This is a genomic window from Uliginosibacterium sp. TH139 (genome assembly GCF_002855595.1).
GTDB classification, from domain to species: Bacteria; Pseudomonadota; Gammaproteobacteria; order Burkholderiales; family Rhodocyclaceae; genus Uliginosibacterium; species Uliginosibacterium aquaticum.
In genome coordinates this window covers 288,749-308,984 of the sequence record NZ_PKRR01000001.1, presented here as the reverse complement: position 1 = coordinate 308,984, position 20,236 = coordinate 288,749, and the positions used below count along the sequence as shown (strand labels likewise).

General features: G+C 63.4%; 17 protein-coding genes. 12 read left to right on the top strand and 5 right to left on the bottom strand.

The annotated features are described in order from the left end of the window. The first annotated feature begins 49 nt into the window (after positions 1-49). The 4 genes from pal (at position 50) to C0V76_RS19810 (ending at position 2,423) form a co-directional block, all read left to right on the top strand. The gene (gene pal / locus C0V76_RS01400) at positions 50-577 is read left to right on the top strand and encodes a peptidoglycan-associated lipoprotein Pal (protein ID WP_101940569.1); all 528 of its coding nucleotides are present in this window, start codon (positions 50-52) and stop codon (positions 575-577) included. A gap of 72 nt (positions 578-649) precedes the next feature. Then, positions 650-1,420: a tol-pal system protein YbgF gene (gene ybgF, locus C0V76_RS01395; RefSeq protein ID WP_101940568.1), complete on the top strand. Its 771-nt coding sequence runs from the start codon at positions 650-652 to the stop codon at positions 1,418-1,420. Between the two features lie 2 nt (positions 1,421-1,422). Further along, a complete protein-coding gene (gene queE, locus C0V76_RS01390; protein ID WP_101940567.1) occupies positions 1,423-2,076 on the top strand; it encodes a 7-carboxy-7-deazaguanine synthase QueE in 654 nt (217 codons plus the stop codon). A gap of 182 nt (positions 2,077-2,258) precedes the next feature. After that, complete coding sequence (locus C0V76_RS19810) at positions 2,259-2,423, top strand: hypothetical protein (RefSeq protein WP_158239101.1); 165 nt, start codon at positions 2,259-2,261, stop codon at positions 2,421-2,423. Between the two features lie 215 nt (positions 2,424-2,638). On the opposite strand, the gene C0V76_RS01385 is transcribed toward C0V76_RS19810, so the two are convergent. The 4 genes from C0V76_RS01385 to C0V76_RS01370 form a co-directional block, all read right to left on the bottom strand. After that, positions 2,639-4,012 carry an efflux transporter outer membrane subunit gene (locus C0V76_RS01385; RefSeq protein WP_254048168.1) on the bottom strand — a complete coding sequence of 458 codons (1,374 nt, stop codon included), beginning with the start codon at positions 4,010-4,012 and terminating at the stop codon, positions 2,639-2,641. A 2-nt stretch (positions 4,013-4,014) separates the two neighbouring features. Next, a complete protein-coding gene (locus C0V76_RS01380) occupies positions 4,015-5,970 on the bottom strand; it encodes a MacB family efflux pump subunit (protein WP_101941005.1) in 1,956 nt (651 codons plus the stop codon). A gap of 105 nt (positions 5,971-6,075) precedes the next feature. Beyond that, complete coding sequence (locus C0V76_RS01375) at positions 6,076-7,398, bottom strand: efflux RND transporter periplasmic adaptor subunit (protein WP_254048167.1); 1,323 nt, start codon at positions 7,396-7,398, stop codon at positions 6,076-6,078. A gap of 393 nt (positions 7,399-7,791) precedes the next feature. Then, positions 7,792-9,771 carry a UvrD-helicase domain-containing protein gene (locus tag C0V76_RS01370; protein WP_101941004.1) on the bottom strand — a complete coding sequence of 660 codons (1,980 nt, stop codon included), beginning with the start codon at positions 9,769-9,771 and terminating at the stop codon, positions 7,792-7,794. Between the two features lie 266 nt (positions 9,772-10,037). On the opposite strand from C0V76_RS01370, the gene C0V76_RS01365 reads away from it, so the two are divergent. Further along, complete coding sequence (locus C0V76_RS01365) at positions 10,038-10,550, top strand: hypothetical protein (RefSeq protein ID WP_101940565.1); 513 nt, start codon at positions 10,038-10,040, stop codon at positions 10,548-10,550. 94 nt (positions 10,551-10,644) lie between these two features. On the opposite strand, the gene C0V76_RS01360 is transcribed toward C0V76_RS01365, so the two are convergent. Next, a complete protein-coding gene (locus tag C0V76_RS01360) occupies positions 10,645-11,889 on the bottom strand; it encodes a TIGR03862 family flavoprotein (RefSeq protein WP_101940564.1) in 1,245 nt (414 codons plus the stop codon). Between the two features lie 340 nt (positions 11,890-12,229). On the opposite strand from C0V76_RS01360, the gene C0V76_RS01355 reads away from it, so the two are divergent. The 7 genes from C0V76_RS01355 to C0V76_RS01325 all read left to right on the top strand — a co-directional run bounded on the left by C0V76_RS01355 (position 12,230) and on the right by C0V76_RS01325 (position 20,217). Further along, positions 12,230-13,207, top strand: a complete 978-nt coding sequence (locus C0V76_RS01355; protein WP_254048166.1) for a DmsE family decaheme c-type cytochrome — start codon at positions 12,230-12,232, stop codon at positions 13,205-13,207. Between the two features lie 16 nt (positions 13,208-13,223). Then, positions 13,224-15,386, top strand: coding sequence for an MtrB/PioB family decaheme-associated outer membrane protein (locus tag C0V76_RS01350; RefSeq protein ID WP_101940563.1), 2,163 nt, complete (start codon positions 13,224-13,226; stop codon positions 15,384-15,386). Positions 15,387-15,451: 65 nt separating this feature from the next. Further along, entirely contained in the window at positions 15,452-16,378 is a 927-nt protein-coding gene (locus tag C0V76_RS01345; RefSeq protein WP_158239100.1) for a cytochrome c3 family protein, read from the top strand. After that, entirely contained in the window at positions 16,371-17,042 is a 672-nt protein-coding gene (locus tag C0V76_RS01340) for a cytochrome b/b6 domain-containing protein (RefSeq protein ID WP_101940561.1), read from the top strand. Before C0V76_RS01345 ends, C0V76_RS01340 begins: the two co-directional genes overlap by 8 nt. Before the next feature lie 31 nt (positions 17,043-17,073). Continuing rightward, positions 17,074-17,412: a c-type cytochrome gene (locus C0V76_RS01335; protein WP_101940560.1), complete on the top strand. Its 339-nt coding sequence runs from the start codon at positions 17,074-17,076 to the stop codon at positions 17,410-17,412. Between the two features lie 219 nt (positions 17,413-17,631). Beyond that, a complete protein-coding gene (pta, locus tag C0V76_RS01330; RefSeq protein WP_101940559.1) occupies positions 17,632-19,683 on the top strand; it encodes a phosphate acetyltransferase in 2,052 nt (683 codons plus the stop codon). 132 nt (positions 19,684-19,815) lie between these two features. After that, complete coding sequence (locus tag C0V76_RS01325; protein WP_143707320.1) at positions 19,816-20,217, top strand: hypothetical protein; 402 nt, start codon at positions 19,816-19,818, stop codon at positions 20,215-20,217. Positions 20,218-20,236 lie beyond the last annotated feature (19 nt).

Genomic DNA, 20,236 nt, shown 5'->3' with positions numbered 1-20,236 from the left:
TGGTTTGTCTCATCCACAACAACACCCCCTTTTGATCAAGGAGAAACGCATGAAGAAGTCACTCATCATTACCGCTACCCTGGCCGCTCTGCTGGCCGCCTGCTCCAGCACTCCGACCGCTCCGGTTGAAGATCGCAGCGCCGCTCAGTCCGCACCGAAGTCTGACCTCCAGACCAAGGAAGTGCCGAAGGCCAACATCGATCCGTTCAAGGAAGCCGGCGCACTGGACAAGATCCCCCTGCTGCAGAAGCGCTCGATCTACTTCGAATACGACAAGTACGACATCTCGCTCGACTACGTGACCATCATCGAAGCCCACTCCAAGTACCTGAAGGCCAACCCGGCCGCCAAGGTGCTGATCCAGGGCAACGCCGACGAACGTGGCTCGCGCGAGTACAACCTGGCTCTGGGCCAGAAGCGTGCTGAAGCTGTGGCCAGCAACCTGAAGCTGCTGGGCGTGAAGGCTGATGCCGTGGAAGCCGTGTCGCTGGGCGAAGAAAAGCCCAAGGCCACTGGCCACGACGAAGCCTCCTGGGCTGAAAACCGTCGTGCCGATCTGGTCTACGGCGCCAAGTAAGCTGCGTCTGTTGTTGCTGTAACAAGAAGCGGGCCCTGTGCGGCCCGCTTTCCTCATCTGCGGAGAAGTGCCGTGAAACTGCGTGAATTGTCCCTGTGTCTGCTGCTTGCCAGCGCCCTGCCGGCCCATGCCGGCCTGTTCGACGATGAAGAAGCGCGGCGGCGCATTGAGCAGATCAAGCAGGATCTCGACAACCGCCTGCTGAAAGTGGAAACCTCCGCTGACACCACCTCGCGTGCCCAGGTTGAACTCAACGGCCAGCTCGAACGCATGCGTCAGGAAGTCGCTCAGCTGCGCGGCCAGCTGGAGCTGCTCAGCAATGAAAACGAGCAGGCCCAGAAACGCCAGAAGGACTTCTACGTCGACCTCGACGCCCGCCTGCGCAAGTTCGAAGGGCAATCAGGCAGCGCTGCGGCAACGGCCACCAATCAGACGGCAAGCTCCAACACCGAAGCCAAGCCGGCCGATCAGGGCCAGGAGGCCCGCGATTACGAAGCGGCCATCAACCTGCTGCGTAGTAACAAGCATGTTGACGCCATCTTCGCCTTCAAACAGTTCATCAAGAGCTGGCCCAAGAGCAGCTTCCAGCCCGGCGCTCATTTCTGGGCCGGTGCAGCGCTGCTGCAGGCCCGCGATTTCGAAGGCGCCAAGGAGTATTACGCCAAGCTCGTGAGCATCTGGCCGGAAGACACTCTGGCCCCGGATGCCATGCTGGGTCAGGCCAATGCCGAAGAGCAGGCCGGCGCCGCCAAGACTTCGCGTGCCACGCTCGAAAAGCTCGTCGCGGCTTATCCCAACAGCGAAGCGGCCAAGACCGCCAAGCAACGCCTGAAAAAGAAGTAAGCATGGCTGCAGCAGCACCCCGCCTGCGCATCAGCGAGATTTTCCACTCGCTGCAGGGCGAATCCACCCGTGTCGGCCTGCCAACGGTGTTCGTGCGCCTCACCGGCTGCCCGCTGCGCTGCGTGTGGTGTGATACCGAATACGCCTTCACTGGCGGCAAGATGCGCGAGCTGGAAGACATCCTCGCGGAAGTTGCCGGTTATGGTGCGCGCCATGTCTGCGTCACCGGGGGCGAGCCGCTGGCGCAGAAGCCCTGCCTCACACTGCTCACCGCGCTGTGCGACGCGGGCTACTCGGTGTCGCTGGAGACCAGTGGCGCGCTGGATGTAAGCGAAGTCGATGCGCGCGTCTCCAAGATCATGGATCTGAAGGCGCCCGGCTCCGGCGAAGTAGACAAGAACCTGTGGAGCAATCTCGCCCACATCACGGCACAGGACGAGATCAAGGTCGTGGTCGCAGATGAGGCCGACTATCAGTGGACCCGCGCGGTGCTGGCCGAGCACGGCCTCACCTCGCGCTGCACGGTGCTGCTGTCGCCGGTGCAGGGCAAGCTGGACCCGCAGGACCTGGCTGCATGGATCCTGCGCGATCGCCTGACGGTACGCATGCAGCTGCAGATGCACCGCATCATCTGGGGTGAGCGCACCGGCGTCTGAAGCTGGCCACACCCTGCCCGAACGGCCGGGCGGTTCGGAAAGCCGCGCTCCGGCTGACGTTGGCAGAGGCAGAAAGCAATTTTCTGCCGCGATTCAAAAGCGCTATTGGCTGTGCCCTGATTGCTCAACCAAGCTGGAAACAGCGGGCCGCACCGAGCCTGCCCCAGCCAGAGATGACGATCATGCCCTCCCTCCGCGCCCGCCGCCCAAAAACCCCTTTTTCTGCCTTCCAGCCCGTGCCGCTAGTCAGCGTGCTGATGAGCCTGCTCGGCCGGCGCAAGCGTAAGTTGCGCGCCAAGACCGACCCGGACTGGGAGCGCGACGAACCGATGACCGGGCTCTCCTGAGAGCTTACTTTTGCATGTAGCCCGGATGCATTTCGACGTGCCCGTGCCAGTCGGTGCGGCTTCAGCCTCATCCACGCAAGTTTTTGGCTCGGGCCCGGCCGGCTGAAGCCGGCCCTACAGATCCAATGCGAAGCTGGCTGGATCCCCTTTTGCAGGTGCGGCTTCAGCAGCGTCCATGCAAATCTTGGCTCGGGCCCCGGCGTCCGAAGCCGGCCCTACAGACCCGCACTGCCGCCCAGTGCGAGGCTCAGGCTGGCGTGCGCAGCGAACTGGTTGTAACGATTGTCGGCCAGCGCCGCCTCGGCGCTACGGCGTGTCTGCTGTGAATCGAGCCAGGTCTGCAGCGGGATGGCGCCGCTACGGTAGCGCAGCTCGTTGATTTTCTCGGCAGCTTCGGCTGCGCGCAGCGAGCGCTCCAGATGTTCGCCCTGGGCCCGGTACTGGCTGCGCGCCGACAGGGCGGTATCCACCTCGCCCAGCGCGGCATACAGACTTTGGCGGAACTGCAGCGCGGCCAGTTCGTAATCCGCCCGCGCCACCCCGTTTTTGAGCTTCATTTCCTGATATTGCAGGAAGGGCAGGCTCAGTTCGGCCATCACACCCGCAATCGGATTGTTCAGCAGCTGCAGCAGGCTGGTGCTGCTGGTGCCGAGCGAGCCGGTGAGGCTCAGACCGGGGTAGTAGCTGGCGCGAGTGGCGTCAGCCGTGGCCAGCGTGCTGCGCAGACGCAGCTCGGCCGCGGCAAGATCCGGGCGCCGGGCCAGCAAGCTCGCCGGCAGGCCGGCATCCACCGCCGGCAAGGCCGCTTCAGGCAGATGCGCCGGCTCGGCGAAATCCTTGCTGACGCCATCGAAGAGCAAAGCGAAGGCGCTGCGACTCTCCTCGCGTTGCTGCAGCAGCTGGGTATGGCTGGCGCGCAGGCTGGCCAGATCCTGCTCGGCCTGCAGCACATCGAGCTTCGACACCGAGCCGGCCTCAAACTTGCGCAGGGCCAGGGCCAGGGTGGTTTCGACATGGCTGATGTTCTGCCTGGACAGATCGATGCGCTGGTTCAGCCAGGCCAGCTTCCAGTACAGGCTGGCAACGCTGCCGGTGAGGGACAGCGCGGTCGCCTCGCGATCCTGTGCGGTGGCCAGCGCTTCCCAGTCTGCGGCATCGCGGGCATGTGCGAGCTTGCCCCACAGATCAGCCTCCCAGCTCAATGCAAGGCGGCCGCTGGCACTGCGAGTGGATTCCTGACCGTAACGCAGCTGCTGGCCACGCGTATCGCTGGCACTCGCGGAAAGCACCGGGTTCATCGCATCCGCACTGAGGCCAGCCTGCAGGCGAGCACGCTTGAGTTTGATGGCGGCAGCGGCGAGATCGGGATTGCGCGCCAGGGCCTCCTCGATCAGGGCATTCAGGCGTGGATCACCGAAGGCCAGCCACCAGCGGGCCGGTACGGCTTGCGGCACGGCTTCGCCGGCATGCTGCCACTGCGCCGGTACCTCAGCGGCAGGCGTCTGGTAGTCCGTGCGGGTGAGGCTGGCGCAGCCGCTGAGCAGACTCAGGGCGATCAGGGCGGAGAGGGAGGTGCGCTTGAAGTTCATGTTCATTCCCGCGCCAGCGCATCGACCGGGTCGAGACGGGCGGCATTGCGTGCCGGCATGAAGCCGAAGATCAGGCCGATCAGGGTGGAGCAGCCGAAGGCGGCGATGATGGCGGCAGTGGAGTAGAGCATCTGGAAATCCGGCGCGAATTGACTGACCAGCACGCCGACAAGGCGCGCCAGCAGAACGCCGAGCACGCCGCCAGCGAGGCACACCAGCACAGCCTCGATCAGGAACTGCTGCATGATGTCGCCCTGACGTGCGCCGACCGCCATGCGCACCCCGATCTCGCGGGTACGCTCAGTCACCGACACGAGCATGATGTTCATCACCCCGATGCCGCCCACCACCAGCGAGATCACGGCAATCGCCGAGATCAGCAGGGTCATGGTGGCGGTAGTCTTCTCGATGGTCTGGCGCACACTGTCGGAGTTGAAGAGATAGAAATCCTCGCGGCCATGGCGCAGCAGCATCAGCTTATTGATGCCCTGCTCGGCTGCGGCGGTGGAGATCCCGTCATTCATCCGCACGGTGATGCTCTTCAGGTAGTACTGGCCGAGGATGCGAGCCTGGGCGGTGGTGTAGGGCACCCACACGTTGAGGCTGTCGTTGTTACCGAAGCCGCTTTCCTTCTTCTTGGTGACGCCCACCACCCGTGCCGGCAAGGCACCGAGCAGGATCACCTCGCCAACCACCCGGCGCTGATTGCCGAAGAGGGCCTTGCGGGTGTTTTCGTCAATAACCACGTCCTGCGCCAGTTCCTCCTCGCTCTGCTTGTCGAAGGCCCGCCCCTCGGCGAACTCGAGGCCGCGCACGCGGAAGTACTGGGCACCCACGCCATTGACGTTGCCGCTGGCGGAGATGTTGCCGAAGCGCAGGGTCTTGGAGCCGGATACGCTGGGCGTGACGCTGTCCACATAAGCCTGCTCGGCCAGCGCTTCAGCATCGGCCGAGACGAGGGTGCGCACTGCGCCCGAGCGCATGTCGCCAAAGCCAGCGCCGGGATAGACATCGATGGTGTTGGTGCCCATCGAGGCGATGTCCTTCAACACACTGGCCCGCGTACCCTGCCCCAAGGCCACGACCGACACCACCGAGGCGATACCGATGATGATGCCGAGCATGGTCAGGAAGGTGCGCATGCGGTGTGCGGCCATCGCCACCAGCGCCATCCGGAAGGCCTCGCCGAGGCGGTCACGCAGCGCCAGCCACGGGCGTGCGACGGGAGGCACCGGCGGCGGCGCAGGACGGGCCGCTAAGGCGGCGGCCGGCACGCTGCTACGGTCGGCCGTGATACGTCCGTCACTGATCTCGATGATGCGATGGGCATGACTCGCGACCTGCATGTCGTGGGTCACGATGATGATCGTATGGCCCTCGGCGTGCAGCTCCTTGAGCACCGCAATGACTTCCTGACCGCTGTGCGTGTCGAGCGCGCCGGTCGGCTCGTCGGCAAGGATCACCTGGCCACCGTTGACCAGCGCCCGCGCAATCGACACACGCTGCTGCTGGCCGCCAGAGAGCTGGCCGGGGCGGTGATGAAGGCGATCGGCGAGCCCCAGGCGCTCGAGAATCCGACGGGCGCGCTGGTGGCGCTCGCGCCGCTCACTGCCAGCATAGATCGCCGGAATCTCGACGTTGCCCTGAGCATCGAGATCCGCAAGCAAGTGGTAGCGCTGAAAGATAAAACCGAAGTGTTCGCGGCGCAGCTGCGCCAGCTCGTCCGGCGCGAGGCTGCCGGTAGCGCGGCCGGCCACACGATAGCTGCCCTCAGTGGGCCGATCGAGGCAGCCGAGGATGTTCATCAAGGTCGACTTGCCAGAGCCGGAGGCACCGACGATGGCCACCATCTCGCCGGCCTGGATGGCGAGATTGACCTGGTCGAGCACGCGCAGCTTGCCTTCGCCAGCGGGGTAATCGCGGCAGAGATCCTGCAGTTCGAGAAGAGGGGTGTTCATGCTGATGGCCTGCGTATCCAGGAAGCGCTGCAAAGTGGGGCGAAGTGACACGAAGCGGTTCTGGCCAGGCGCGACGAGGCCGCCAGAACCATTTCCGGCGTTCCCTTACATTGGCGGCGGGCCCATGCGGCGGCGCGTGGTAGAGGTCGGCGTATCTGCGGTGGCCTCGCCCAGAATCACCTGCTCACCCTCGCTCAAGCCTTCCAGCACCTGGGCATTGGTCTTGTTGTTGATGCCGATCTTCACCTGACGCATTTCAGGCTGACCATCCTTGCCAAGCACCCGCACGCTGTAGAGGGCGCTAGGCGCTTCAGCCTGCTCGGTTGCTGGGCCGTTCCGCTCTCGGCTCGGCTCACCCGGCGGAACATCCGAGGGAGGGTGGCCGGCCTTCGGCGCGCGAGCCGGGCTATCCGGACGAAGGCGCTCACCCAATGCAACTGCCGGAATGCTGAGTGCTTCCTTTGCTTCCGCGAGCAGCACGCGGACCTGGGTGGTCATCGAGATGCGCAGCTTGTCATCGGGGTTGGGCACGTCGAGCAGGCCGTTGTAGTAGATCGCGGTGCTGGTGGAGGTGGTGCTGGTCGTGCTGCTGGTAGTGGAATCGGTGCTGATCGAATCGGGCGCCGGCTCAAGCGCGCGCAAGGTGCTGCTGTACCGCTTCCTCGGCTCGCCGAGAATCGTGAAATACACCTTCTGGCCTGGCTTCACGCGGGTCACGTCGGCCTCCGAGATCTGGGCCTTGATCGTCACGGTATCCATGCGCGCCAGCTTGATGATGGTCGGCGTGCTCTGGTTGGCATTTACCGTCTGCCCTTCCTGGTTGATCAGGGCCACCACGGTACCAGCCATCGGCGCCACGATGCGGGTGTAGCCGAGGTTCAGGCGGGCAGTGTCGACGCTGATCCTGCCCTGGGCGATCTGGGCTTCGAGCGCGCGGATCTCGGCGCGGGTTGCGTTCAAGGTGGCCTCACTCGCCTCGAAGCTCTCGCGTGAGCCGGCATCCTGCTGCAGCAACTGCTCGGCACGCTGGAAGGCGAACTCGGCCTGCTTCAGGGTGGCCTGCTTGGCAGCGAGCTGAGCCTGGGTGTTCTGCAGCGCGGCTTCAGCGTTACGCAGGGTGTTCTGCTGGGTCAGCGAGTCGATCTCCGCGATCAGATCACCGGCCACCACCTTGTCGCCCAATTTCACGGCCAGACGCTTGATCTGCCCGGAGACCTGGGCGCCCACGTTGACCTGCTTGTAGGCCTGCACAGTGCCAGTGGCCAGCACCGCTTCCTCCAGATCCGCCTTTGTGACTGGCGCAGTCAGGTAAGAAGGGCGCGGAGGCGGCGCCAGAAAATAGGCGGCGAGCCCGCCGAACGCCAGCAGAGCGACAAGCGCCAGCACGACGTTGCGCAGGCGGAACCAGCTTGAAGGAAGGTTTTTCACGATGAGGCGGGTGGCCGGCGGGCGGCCGGCGCATGACGGAGGAAAGTAGGCTCATTATTCCCGCGGCCTGGGTTAATTGCTGATAACCGCGGGTAAGGAAAGGTCAAGGAAGGGTCAGGAAATGTGGCGCTGATTCCATTTCCAGGCCAAGGATGTCGCGAAGACGAAACGCAGATCAGTGCTGGAGTACGGCAAGCGGAAGTCGACAAAGACAGGCTAGTGCAGTGTTTCGCGTAGATTGCGACTTATAAAAATGATGGCTGTCTCGTCGAAACGAGGCGAAAACCACAGCAATAGCGAGCTATTGCGCGGATTTTCAACGAAGTATCGGCGGGAAATACGCATTTTATGTCGCAAGAAGAGCAAAACGCTGCACTAGGTCTGGAAATGGAATTACTTCTGCAGCATTGCCATCAGGCCAGCAAAGCGAGCTTTGCCTTCTTCCTTGCTGACAGGCGCGTCGTCCTTGCCGGCGCGCTTGAGGCCATCGCCCATTTCATCAATGAAACGTGAAGGGTCGACCAGCTTGCGCTCGCCGGCCACGCGACGCGTCTCACACACGGTGATGGTGAGGCTCCTCTGTGCGCGGGTCACACCGACGTACATCAGGCGGCGTTCTTCCTCGATCTTGTCCTCATCAATGCTCGATTGGTGCGGCAACATGCCTTCTTCCACGCCGATCAGGAACACATGCGGCCACTCCAGGCCCTTGCTGGCGTGGAGCGTGGCGAGCTGAACCGCATCCGCCTCGTCCTCGTTGCCTTTGTCGAGCATGTTGATGAGTGCGATGGTCTGCACCAGATCATGCAGGGTCTTCTGATCCTCATCGCCCTTGCGTGAAAGCCAGTCGACGAAGTCGCGCACATTGCGCCACTTGGTTTCGGCTTCCTTGACCTCGCAGCTTTCCATCAGCCAGGCCTGATAGCCGATGGTGCGCAGCAATTCCTCCAGCAACACGCCGGCGGACTCCTTGTGGGCGCGATGGGCGAGTTCCTTGATATAGCCGCCGAACTTTCGCACGCCTTCAAGCTGGCGCGCCGCCAGATGCTCGGCCACCCCTTCTTCGAAAGAAGCAACAAACAGGCTGCTGCCGCGCGTGGCGGCGTAGCTGCCCAAAGCTTCCAGGGTGGCAGCGCCGACGCCGCGGCGCGGCGTGGTGATCGCGCGGATGAAGGCCAGATCGTCATCCTCATTGGCCATCAGGCGCAGGTAGGAAAGCAGGTCGCGGATCTCGGCGCGGTCGAAGAAGCTCTGCCCGCCGGACATCACGTAAGGGATGTGGTGGCTGCGCAGCTTCTGCTCGATCACGCGGGCCTGATGATTGCCGCGATAGAGGATGGCGTAGTCGGAAAAAGCCGTCTTGAACTCGAACTTGTGCGCGGTGAGCTTCATCGCCACCAGCTCGGCCTCGTGATCAGGCTCGCGCGCCATGCTGATCTGGATCGGTTCGCCAAGGCCGTGCTCGCTCCACAGCTTCTTCTCGAAGAGTTTTTCGTTATTGGCGATCAGGGTGTTGGCGGCGTTCAGGATGCGGTTCGAGGAGCGGTAGTTCTGCTCCAGCTTGATGATGCGCAGCTGCGGGTAATCGCGCTGCAAAAGATGCAGATTTTCCACGTCCGCGCCGCGCCAGGCGTAGATGGCCTGATCGTCGTCGCCCACGGCGGTGAAGGCACCGCGCTCGCCGGCAAGCTGGCGCAGGAGCTTGTACTGGGCCTTGTTGGTGTCCTGATACTCATCGACCAAGAGGTAGCGCAGCTTGGAGCGCCAACGCTCCAACGCCTCCGGTTCGGTATCAAACAGCCGCACCGGCAGCGCGATCAGGTCGTCGAAGTCCACGCCCTGATAGGCGCGCAGGGTCTTCTCGTAAGCCGGGTAGATCTTGGCGGCAGCGTGGCTCATCTCGTCATTGACCAGCTTCACCGCCTCGCCCGGCGTGATCAGCGCATTCTTCCAGCCCGAGATGGCCCACTGGATGCCCTTCAGCATGGCCTTGTCGGCATTGCCGGAGAGCTCGGCGAGGATCTGGTGGATGTCCGAGGTGTCGAGGATCGAAAACTGCGGCTTGAGTCCGACCAGCTTCGCCTCCTGGCGCACGATGCGCACGCCCAACGCATGGAAGGTGCACACCGTGAGCTGGCGCGCCGAGCGGGCGTCGAGCAGCTTGCCGACGCGTTCCTGCATCTCGCGCGCGGCCTTGTTGGTGAAGGTGATGGCGGCGATGTTGCGCGCCTCCAGCCCGCACTCCTGCACCATGTAGGCGATCTTCTGGGTGATCACGCGGGTCTTGCCGCTGCCTGCGCCAGCCAGCACGAGGCAGGGGCCGTCGAGATACTTCACGGCTTCGCGCTGGGGAGGATTCAGGTGGGACAGCATCGGAACAACAACCGGTGAAACGAAGGCTGCCATTGTAGCCCGCCAACCCCTCTGGGCAGGCTGAAGCGGGCACCGGAAAGCCTGCCGGCACACCCTGCCCTTCGGTCTGTTTTCATTATAAATCAGTCACTTGAATTTGTTTTTTGGCAGGAATAAACCGCTCGTCGTGCTCGCCGGCACAAATCGAATTTATCTATTCGCTATCGCTCTGCTGCTTCGCACAATTAAGTGACTTTTGTCACACATTTTTTGTTCAGGAGCTCCGGATGTCCAGCGTCTTCCCCAACGATTTCGTGCCCCGCAAAAGCCCCTTCGGGGCCCGCCTGATTGCCAATCACGATACCAGCCTGCCCGCCGGCTTGCGCCGCCTGCTCCTGCTGGCGGACGGCCAGCGCACCGTCTTTACCCTCGGCAGCATGGTGCCGGACCGCAACGTGGCCGCCGACCTGCATGAACTGATGCAGCGCGGCCTGATCGAGGAAGCCGGCCAGACCCCGCCCGCCTCGCTTGCCGAACGTATCAACAATATGGCTGACCCGGATCTGCCCGACGGCTGGGAAAGTGCTTCGGACTTCATGGTCAGCCGTGCCCGCGAGAGCCTCGGGGTGACGGCCATTGACGTGATCGATGCACTTGAACAGGCCAACGGCCCGGAAGCCGCCCGCGCCGCCATGAGTCAGTGGTATCGCGCCATGCGCAGCTCGCGCGAAGGGCGCGAGCAGGCCGATCTGGACCGCATCAAGGCCAACGCCATGCTGCGCGGCCAGAGCCCCTCTTAAGAAGCTATTCAGTTCCTCCCGTAGCACCCTGCGCCCTGTCAGTGAAAGCTGGCAGGGCTTTTTCTCGTTCAAGCGGCGGCCGCTGGCCGCTTGCTCAACGCCCGGCCAGCCAGCGCAGTGTGCCCTGCCCGGCCGCCCGGCCAGTCGCAAAACAGGCAGTGAGCAGATAGCCGCCGGTAGGCGCTTCCCAATCGAGCATCTCGCCGGCCACGAACACCCCAGGAAGCCGGGCCAGCATCAGGTTCGCATCGCATTCTTCGATACGGATGCCTCCGGCCGTACTGATGGCTTCGGCAATCGGTCGTGGCGCCACCAGTTCGAGCGGCAAGGCCTTGATCGCAGCTGCCAGCTGCACCGGATCTCGCATCGCGGCCTTGCCAAGGCATTCGTAGAGCAGACCCAGCTTCACGCCTTTGAGGCCCAGGCGGCTCTGCAAATGGGACGAGAGCGAGCGGGCGCCGCGTGGATGGGCAACCTCGGTCGCCACCCGCTCAGCACTGAAATCCGGCAGCAGATCCAGCGCCAGCCTGGCGCGGCCCTCCACCCGCAAGAGCTCGCGCAGCGGCGCGGACAGCGCATAGATCAAGCCGCCCTCGATGCCCGTGGCACTGATCAGACACTCCCCGGCACGCTGCCAGAGGCGGCCATCCGGCCCGCCGCAGCGCGCCACCACGTTCTTCAGGGGCTCGCCGACGAAACGCGCGCGGAAGTGTTCGCTCCAGCCCACGTCGAAACCGCAGTTCGCCGGCTGCAGGGGCTCGATCACCACCCCGCGCGCGGCCAGCCAGGGCAGCCAGGCCGCGTCCGAGCCCAGTTGCGGCCAGCTCGCCCCTCCCAGGGCCAGCAGCGTAGCGGCCGGGTTCCGCCGCACTTCGCCCTCCGGCGTCGAAAAGCGTAAGTCGCCCGAATCGGTCCAGCCCAGCCAGCGATGCCGCACATGGAAGACCACACCCGCTTCGCGCAGGCGATGCAGCCAAGCCCGCAGCAAGGGGGCGGCCTTCATTTCAGTCGGGAAAACGCGACCGGAGCTACCGATAAAGGTGTCCACGCCGAGCCCATGAATCCAGGCCCGCAGGGCTTCCGGGCCGAAATCCTGCAGCAGCGGCGCCAGCCAGTCCGCACGCGCACCGTAGCGAGCGATGAAATCCGGCAGCGGCTCGGAGTGGGTGATGTTCATGCCGCCCTTGCCAGCCATCAGGAACTTGCGCCCCACCGAAGGCATGGCATCGAAAACCTCGACAGCATGGCCGGCCGCGGCCAGTTGCTCGGCCGCCATCAGCCCGGCAGGGCCGGCGCCAATGATGGCAAAGCGACAGGAAGGAAGAGGATTCGGGGGCATGCGCGATTGTGGCGGATCAAACGGGGCAGCGAATTCTAGCCCCAGCCCTCAAGCCCGCAGCACTTTGACCGCAATGGCTGCAGACAGAGCTCCTCAGGGGTGCTGTTAACAAAAAGCAACACGCCTTGCAGGGGCTGTAAAAAATTCCCTGCTTTAGCGCAAGGGCATTCCTATAGTTCATGGGCGTGTCTTGATAAAAACTTACTTGATCTTGCAAGTTATTACCGTCCGAATCCGCCATCAGAGGCGCGAAACAGGGCGGACAACAGCAGCGGTGACAGGCGAATGTCCGGACGGACATCTACGCGGCGTTGAGGTGAGGGGCGGACAAATGACGAGCATGCGCAAACTGATGGGCATCTGTGTGCTGCTGGCGAGCCTGGTGAGCGCCGCAGACTTGGCGGCGGCCGAACCTGTCTTGCCCGATCTGGGTAGCGCCAGCGCGCTCTCGTCCCGCACGGCCGAGCAGGCCGCCAGAAGCGACGCTGTATGTACGCGCTGCCACGACGAGGACGAGGCAGTGCCCGTGCTGTCGATCAACCAGACCCGGCACGGCATGAAAGCCGACACGCGCACCCCGACCTGCCAGGCCTGCCACGGCGAAAGCCAGCAGCACCTGAAGTCGACCTCCGGCGGCAAGCGGGCGGCAACGGATGTGGTGTTCAAGAAGGGCGCTTACGCACTGACGGACGAACACAGCCGTTCCGAGCAGTGCTTCAGCTGCCACAAGGGCGGCGCCAACCACAACAACTGGCCGACCAGCCAGCACCAGCTCAGTGGCGTGGCCTGCAATGACTGCCACAAGGTGCATACCCCGCGCGACAAGGTCCTCACCAAGCAGACCCAGCCGGAAGTCTGCTTCAGTTGCCACAAGGAGCAACGCAGCCAGGTCAATAAGTTCTCGCACCACCCCATTGTGGAAGGCAAGATGAGCTGCACCTCCTGCCACAACGTTCACGACGACAATCCCAAGCTCCTGACCAAGAGCAGCACCAATGACACCTGCTTTACCTGCCACATGGAGAAGCGCGGGCCCTTCGTGCATAACCACCAGCCCGTCACCGAGGATTGCGGCATCTGCCACCAGCCGCACGGCACCAACTCCGCTAGCCTGCTGAAGGAGCGCGTGCCCTTCCTGTGCCAGGACTGCCACTCTCACACCAGTCACCCCGGCCAGGCCGCCGGGTTGCCTACCGCACCATCCAGATCAACCAGCGCCATGGGCAGCGTGGCACGTGGCTGCCTTAACTGCCACACGAACATCCACGGTGGCAACAGCACCGTGAACAACGCCACGGCTGGCCGCTTCCGCCGCTGAGCAGGAGGGATGAACGATGAAAGCCCAACCCAGGATGTTCAGGCTCAGCACAGTCTTCCTTGCCGCGATCAGCACTTGCGGAGCCGCCTCGGCCGAAGAGAGCGATGCCTACACCGAGCTGACCCGGCCGGCCAGCACGATCTCGGCAGGCGCGGGCTACTGGTCGAATGCCCGCCCCCATCAGGGCATGTATGACGGCATGCGCAACAAGGGCGCTTACGGCGGGCTGGATTTCAACCTCGTCCAGCGTGACGATGAAAAGGGCGACTGGCTGCTGCTGCGCAGCACCAACCTCTTTCTTGATACGCGCGAAATGCGTGTGGACTACCTCCGTCAGGGCCGCGGTGGCGGCTTCTTCGAATACGTCCGCACGCCCTACGACAACCCCTACACCATCAACACGCCCCTGCAGGGCATTGGCAGCAACCGGGTCACCATGGGCACCACCCTCGGCGCCAGCCCGTCACGCGAAGTCGAGCTGGGCACCGTACGCGAGCTGTTCCGCCTCGGTGGCTTCAGGAGTCTGGTACCCGGCCTGGAGTTCAAGGTGGACTTCAAGAACGAGGACAAGACCGGCACCCGCATGACCGGCTGGGGCAGCGCCCCCCAGTTCTCCTCTGAAACCATCGACAGCACGATCCGCCAGCTCGACACAATCCTCCAGTACACCGGTGGCAATCTGCAGCTCTCCGGCGGCTATGCCGGTAGCTGGTATGACAATCGCAACACCCAGACCCTGCAAACGCTCAGCGGCGTGAGTGGCGGCACCAGCGCCAGCTTCGCTTCGGTGACCCCCCTGTCCCAGCCACTCAGCAACCAGGCACACCAGGTTTTCATGAACGGCGGCTATGGCTTCGGCCCGACGACGCGCGCAACCTTCAAACTCTCCTATTCGCAGGCTACGCAGGACGAACGCATCCCCTCCTACGACCTCACCGGTGCCAATGCACCCTATGCCCACGCGCCTTCGCATCTCGACGGCAAGGTCTTCACCACCCTTGCGCAGTTGGGGCTGACCTCCCGCCCGACCTCCAAACTCACCCTCACCGGCAGCCTGCGCTACTACGACGTCAATGACCAGACGCCACTGGCAGGCTACGTCGGCAACAGCAGTACGGGGGTGGCCAGCGTCTATAACACGCCCTACTCCTACACCAAGAACACCGGCAAGCTCGAAGCCAACTACCGCCTGCCCCTGAGCCTGAGCCTCACCGGTGGTGTCGACTACTCCGGGCAACAGCGCTCCACCCCCGTGGCAGGCACCGTATACGTGCCCTTCCGCGAGACCCTCAACGAGATCACCTACCGCACCGAATTGCGCCGCAGCATGGGCGAAAACATCGCTGGCAGCCTCGCCTATTTCTACAGCGAGCGTGATGGCTCGAACTACAGCGCCGCCGACGGCACAAGCCCTTATTCCAACCAGATCAACCCCATCCATATCTCCGACCGCAAACGCAACAAGTGGCGCGCCAAGCTGGACTGGGATGCGCTGGAGCAACTCACCCTGCAGTTCCGCGTCGATCACATCAGTGACGACTACCCGCAGGGCGACCGCTTCTATGGCGCCAGCTCAGGCAGCGGCCAGGTCTATGCGGTGGACGCCAGCTATGCCATCAACGACAACTGGAACCTGTCCAGCTGGTACGCCCGTGATGCCTCCGGCACAAAGGCCAGCGGTTTCCGCGAGGCCAGCGGCGGCGGCGCCAACGCCGTGCGCGAGACCGACCTCAAGGAACGGGGCGACTCCTTCGGCTTCAACCTGAACGCACGCCTGGCGCAGAAAATTGACACCAGCTTCGGCTTCGACTTGTTCAACAACACCAGCCGCTTCGACCAGACCCTGAATCTCAGCGGCACCGGCACGACCTACCCCACCGGTGTCAGCGGCCCCCTGCCCGACGTCACCAGCAAGCTCATGCGCTTCAAGCTGATCTCCCGCTATACCCTCGACAGGAGTTCAGCCATCCGCCTCGACCTGATCTACGAGCGCTGGCAGAGCAACGACTGGAGCTGGACGCTGGCCGATGGCTCGGATTTCTCCTACGCCTCCGGCACCCAGACCTGCACCGGCTGCAGTACAACAAGCCCAAATTTGATCGACGGCACAACTATCACGCAAAAAGACAAGCAGACTTCGGCTTTCATCGGCATCCACTACATCTACACTTTCCGCTAGTCAGCCGCTCACGAAAACAACTTATGCCCGATGCCGGACTGAAATATCTGATCAGAGGACTTGGCGTGGCCCTTGTCGGGCTGCTGTTGCCGCTTGCAGCCCTGGCCGCCGGCCCTTCACCCGAGGCCATCGCCAAGGCCAAGCTGGCCAACGAGCAATGCTTTGCCTGCCATTCGCAGGAAGGCCTGGCCCACCCGCCGCAAGCCGATCTCGATCTGGCCAAGCTGCGCGGCCTGCTGGTCGACAAACCGACCTTCGAAGATGCCGACCACGGCAAATTCGCCTGCACCAAGTGCCACAACGAAGGCTACGACGACTTCCCGCACGAGAAAGACGCGGCGGACAACACTTCGACCTGCCAGGACTGCCACGCCAAGAAAGCCGACAAGATCCAGGCCGAGTTCGACAAGTCGGTACATGCCAAGCACCTCGCCGACAAGTTCAGCTGCACCACCTGCCACGACCTGCACTCGATCAAGGTCGCCAAGAATCAGGACGGGGCGCGCAAGATCGTCGCCCAGGACAACCGCATCTGCCTCGGCTGCCACGACTCCGATCAGACCTTTGCCCGCTTCGCGCCGGAGAAAAAAGCCCGTCCGCCGATCGACGAGATCCACGACTGGCTGCCCAATGCGCGCACCCACTGGAAAGCCGTACGCTGCGTGGAATGCCATACCCCGCTCGGCGGCGACATGCTCTCCCACGAGATCCTCAACAAGGATCGTGCCGAGCGAAAATGCGTAAGCTGCCACAGTGCGGATACCAGCCTGAAAGTGCGGCTCTACCGCCATCTGGCCAAGCAGGAGCAGGAAAAGCTCGGCTTCATGAACAGCGTAGTGCTCAGCGAGAACTACGTCATCGGCGCCACGCGCAATCTGGCCCTGGATTCCGTGATGATCGGCCTGGTGGCCCTGACCCTGCTCGGCGTGCTGGTCCATGCCGCACTGCGCGTGCTGATGCACACCCTGCGCCGGAGGAAGAAGGATGACTGAAGAGCATCGCCACGGCGAACGCCGGCACGCTGACCGGCGCCATCCGGAAGATGGCGGCCGGATCTACATCCTGCCGGGCTGGGTACGCATCTGGCACTGGTGCAATGCCCTGCTGATCCTGACCCTGATCGCCACCGGCATCAGCCTTCACTTTGCGGGCGGCAAGGCTCCGCTGATCGAATTCTCGCTGGCCGTGCGCATCCACAACGTGGCCGGCCTGCTGCTCGTCGTTCTCTACATTTTCTTCGTTGTCGCCAACGCCGTAACCGGCAACTGGTGGCAGTTCGTACCCCGCCCGCCAGGCATCCTCGAGCGCTGCCTCAAGCAGACCCGTTTCTACCTGTGGGGCGTATTCAAGGGGGAGGCCGAGCCTTACCCGGTCACCCGCGAAGAGAATTTCAACACCCTGCAGGCCATCACCTACTGGTTCATGATCTATCTGGTCATGCCCGTGCTGGTCGGCAGCGGCCTGATCTTCATGTTTCCGCAGTTCGCACCGGGCGAAATGTTCGGTCTGGATGGCCTGCTGCCGGTCGCGGTGCTGCACTACGCCTCGGCCTGCATCGTGCTTGCCTTCCTGATCGCGCATGTCTATCTGTGCACTTTCGGCAAGAAGATCAGCTCGACATTCAAGACCATGATTACCGGTTGGCATGAGCATTAGCCACTTACAGCAGCACTGAAGGAGTCACACGATGAAAATGAAACTGTTGGCAGTCTCCGGCGCGCTTCTCGCCGCCCTCGCATTCTCGCCCGTGGCCAGCGCGCTGGACGCCGCAGGCGCCGAAGCCCTCGCCAAGAAAGAGGGCTGCCTCAAGTGCCACGGCATCGACAAGAAGAAGGAGGCGGACTCCCTGATCTCGATCTCCGCCAAGCTCAAGAAGCTGAGCGATGCCAAGATTCTCGAGCACCTCACCACGGGCCCCAAGGTCAAGATGGCCGATGGCAGCGAAGAAGAGCACAAGATCCTCAAGACCAAGGACAAGGGCGACATCGATAACCTCATCGCCTGGCTGCGCTCGCTCGCCAAATAAGCCTGTCTAGCCCACCAGCGGCCCGTCATGCGACGGGCCGTTTTCTTGTCTGCGGCAGACACATCTGCTGGCAGCCGGTCAGCGTCTGGCCCAGATCAAAACTTGGCTAAATTGCCCGCCCTTATGGGCAAGCTCGCTCTAAGATTGCTCCGCTTTTGGTGATTTTGTGGCAATGCAGCAAAATATCGTCCTAGCTCTCCCCCTCCAGGAAATTAAAAAATGCAAACCTTCTTCCTTGCTCCGACCCGCCAGAACGTGGGTCTTACCTCCGTCGCGCTCGGCGTGGTGCGCGCCCTGCAGCGCCAAGGCCTGCGCGTAGGCTTCGCCAAACCGGTCACGCAGGACGACACCGCCAACGAACGCTCGGTGCATTTCGCTCGCGAAATCTGCAAGATCGAGTGCCCGAATGCCCTCTCCACCGCCCAGGTGGTCGGCCGCATCTCCGAAGGCCAGATCGACGAGCTGCTCGAAGACATCGTGAGCCTGTGCATGAGCGCCGCTCAGGATGCCGATGTGCTGGTGATCGAAGGTCTGCACACCGACCCGAGCTTCTCCTACACCACCCGCCTGAATGCCGACATCGCCCGCAGCCTGCAGGCCGAAATGGTGCTGGTCGCTTCGGCGCAGGATGAAGTACTGGCCGCCTCCGAAGTGCACCTGACCGCCAGCCAGTTCCGCGCGGCCGGCTGCAAGGTTGCCGGCACCATCTTCAACAAGGTCGGCGCGGAGTTCGATGCCGCCAAAGCCGCAGCAGCGCTGGAAGACATCGCACTGTGGGGTGCCATCCGCAACAACCCGGCCCTGCTCGCCCCGCGCACCCTGGACGTGGCCCGCCACCTGAATGCCGAAATCCTGGTGCCGGGCGAAATCGCCAAGCGCCGCGTGCTCGAAACCGTTGTATCGGCCCGCTCCGCCGCCGATATGATCAACCGCCTGAACCCCTGTGCACTGGTCGTCTGCCCCGGCGATCGTGACGATGTGATGCTCGCTACCGCACTGGCCGCATCGCGCGGTATTCAGCTGGCCGGCCTGCTGCTGACGCACTCCACCTCGATCGATCCGCGCATTCAAGACCTCGCCGCCAAGGCTTTCGATAACGGCCTGCCGATCCTGCGTGTGGATACCGACAGCTACGTCACCGCTACCAACATCAGCCGCCTCTCGCCGGCAGTGGCGGAAGACGACTATGAACGCATGGAACAGGTGCTCGACGGTGTGGCCGAAGAGCTGGATACCGACGCCATCCTGACCTGCGTGAAGCTGCCGGGCACCACCCGCATGAGCCCGCCGGCCTTCCGCTACCAGCTGATCCAGAAGGCCCGTGCCGCCAAGAAGCGCATCGTGCTGCCGGAAGGCGACGAGCCGCGCACCATCAAGGCCGCCGTGATCTGTGAAGAAAAGGGCATCGCACGCTGCGTGCTGCTCGGCAAGCCGGAAACCATCAAGGCCGTGGCGGCCGCCCAGGGCGTGACCCTGCCGCCGACGCTGGAGATCCTCGATCCGGACGACGTGCGTGAAAAGTATGTCGACCCGATGGTCGAGCTGCGCAAGAGCAAGGGTCTCACCCCGGGTCAGGCACGTGAGCAGATGCAGGACACCGTCGTGCTCGGCACCATGATGCTGGCCACCGACGACGTGGACGGCCTCGTCTCCGGCGCGGTGCACACCACCGCCAACACCGTGCGTCCGGCCCTCCAGCTGATCAAGACCGCACCGGGCAACTCCATCGTGTCCTCGGTGTTCTTCATGCTGATGCCGGATCAGGTGCTGGTGTATGGCGACTGCGCCATCAACCCGGACCCGAACGCCGCCGAGCTGGCCGAAATCGCCCTGCAGAGCGCACATTCGGCCAAGGCTTTCGGCGTTGATCCGAAGGTCGCGATGATCAGCTACTCCACCGGTACTTCCGGCGCGGGTGCAGATGTGGTGAAGGTGGCCGAAGCCACCGCGATTGCCAAGGAAAAGGCGCCGGATCTGGCGCTGGACGGCCCGCTGCAGTACGACGCCGCCTCGGTGGCCGACGTGGCTGCTTCCAAGGCACCGAACTCCAAGGTCGCCGGCAAGGCCACCGTGTTCATCTTCCCGGATCTGAACACCGGCAACACTACCTACAAAGCCGTGCAACGCAGCGCCAACGTGGTCTCCGTGGGCCCGATGTTGCAAGGCCTGCGCAAGCCGGTGAACGATCTGTCGCGCGGCGCGCTGGTCGATGACATCGTGTTCACCATCGCCCTCACCGCCATCCAGGCGGACGCTCAGAAAAAAGCCTGAGTCTGGCCTGATGGCTGATTGAAGAACGGCCCTCGCAAGAGGGCCGTTTGCTTTGGTGGGCAAGGCTGCGCTCTGGTCAACGACCGCCTCACCCAGACGTTAAGCAAGCACACGTCACGAAGAATATCCCCGATGCCTCCGCTAGCTCGCCTGCTCCTTTCTACGCTCTTGCTGACCAGCCCTGCCGTACACGCTGCGAATTGGTCCGGTGTGTGGATGGAATCCGAAGCACAGGAGCTTGTCGCAAAAGGCCAGCTCTTCCCCATCCTACTGACGCCTGAAGAGTTTGGCGGTCAGGACTCCACTTACAACACGATCTACGTTCCAGCCGGTATCGCACAACAGCAGCGAGAGGTCACCCAGCTCCTGCTGGGGGGCGTGATACAGGGCAATCTGGATCAGGTACGCTTCGAAACCCAGCGTGCTGGCGCGAGCATCGTACCCGTCAATATCGTGATCCGCGCCTGGCGGGCCGGGCCGCCAGGCAAGCGCTTCGAATACGTACGCACGATCCGGGTGTGGCAGCCCGACTAGACGCTCGCTCTCAGGACGG

Bases quoted from the DNA above. Each gene is read 5' to 3' on its own strand.
- pal (WP_101940569.1), top strand. From the start codon at position 50: ATGAAGAAGTCACTCATCATTACCGCTACCCTGGCCGCTCTGCTGGCC.
- queE (WP_101940567.1), top strand. From the start codon at position 1,423: ATGGCTGCAGCAGCACCCCGCCTGCGCATCAGCGAGATTTTCCACTCG.
- C0V76_RS19810 (WP_158239101.1), top strand. From the start codon at position 2,259: ATGCCCTCCCTCCGCGCCCGCCGCCCAAAAACCCCTTTTTCTGCCTTC.
- C0V76_RS01385 (WP_254048168.1), bottom strand. From the start codon at position 4,012: ATGAACTTCAAGCGCACCTCCCTCTCCGCCCTGATCGCCCTGAGTCTG.
- C0V76_RS01380 (WP_101941005.1), bottom strand. From the start codon at position 5,970: ATGAACACCCCTCTTCTCGAACTGCAGGATCTCTGCCGCGATTACCCC.
- C0V76_RS01370 (WP_101941004.1), bottom strand. From the start codon at position 9,771: ATGCTGTCCCACCTGAATCCTCCCCAGCGCGAAGCCGTGAAGTATCTC.
- C0V76_RS01365 (WP_101940565.1), top strand. From the start codon at position 10,038: ATGTCCAGCGTCTTCCCCAACGATTTCGTGCCCCGCAAAAGCCCCTTC.
- C0V76_RS01360 (WP_101940564.1), bottom strand. From the start codon at position 11,889: ATGCCCCCGAATCCTCTTCCTTCCTGTCGCTTTGCCATCATTGGCGCC.
- C0V76_RS01355 (WP_254048166.1), top strand. From the start codon at position 12,230: ATGCGCAAACTGATGGGCATCTGTGTGCTGCTGGCGAGCCTGGTGAGC.
- C0V76_RS01350 (WP_101940563.1), top strand. From the start codon at position 13,224: ATGAAAGCCCAACCCAGGATGTTCAGGCTCAGCACAGTCTTCCTTGCC.
- C0V76_RS01340 (WP_101940561.1), top strand. From the start codon at position 16,371: ATGACTGAAGAGCATCGCCACGGCGAACGCCGGCACGCTGACCGGCGC.
- C0V76_RS01335 (WP_101940560.1), top strand. From the start codon at position 17,074: ATGAAAATGAAACTGTTGGCAGTCTCCGGCGCGCTTCTCGCCGCCCTC.
- pta (WP_101940559.1), top strand. From the start codon at position 17,632: ATGCAAACCTTCTTCCTTGCTCCGACCCGCCAGAACGTGGGTCTTACC.
- C0V76_RS01325 (WP_143707320.1), top strand. From the start codon at position 19,816: ATGCCTCCGCTAGCTCGCCTGCTCCTTTCTACGCTCTTGCTGACCAGC.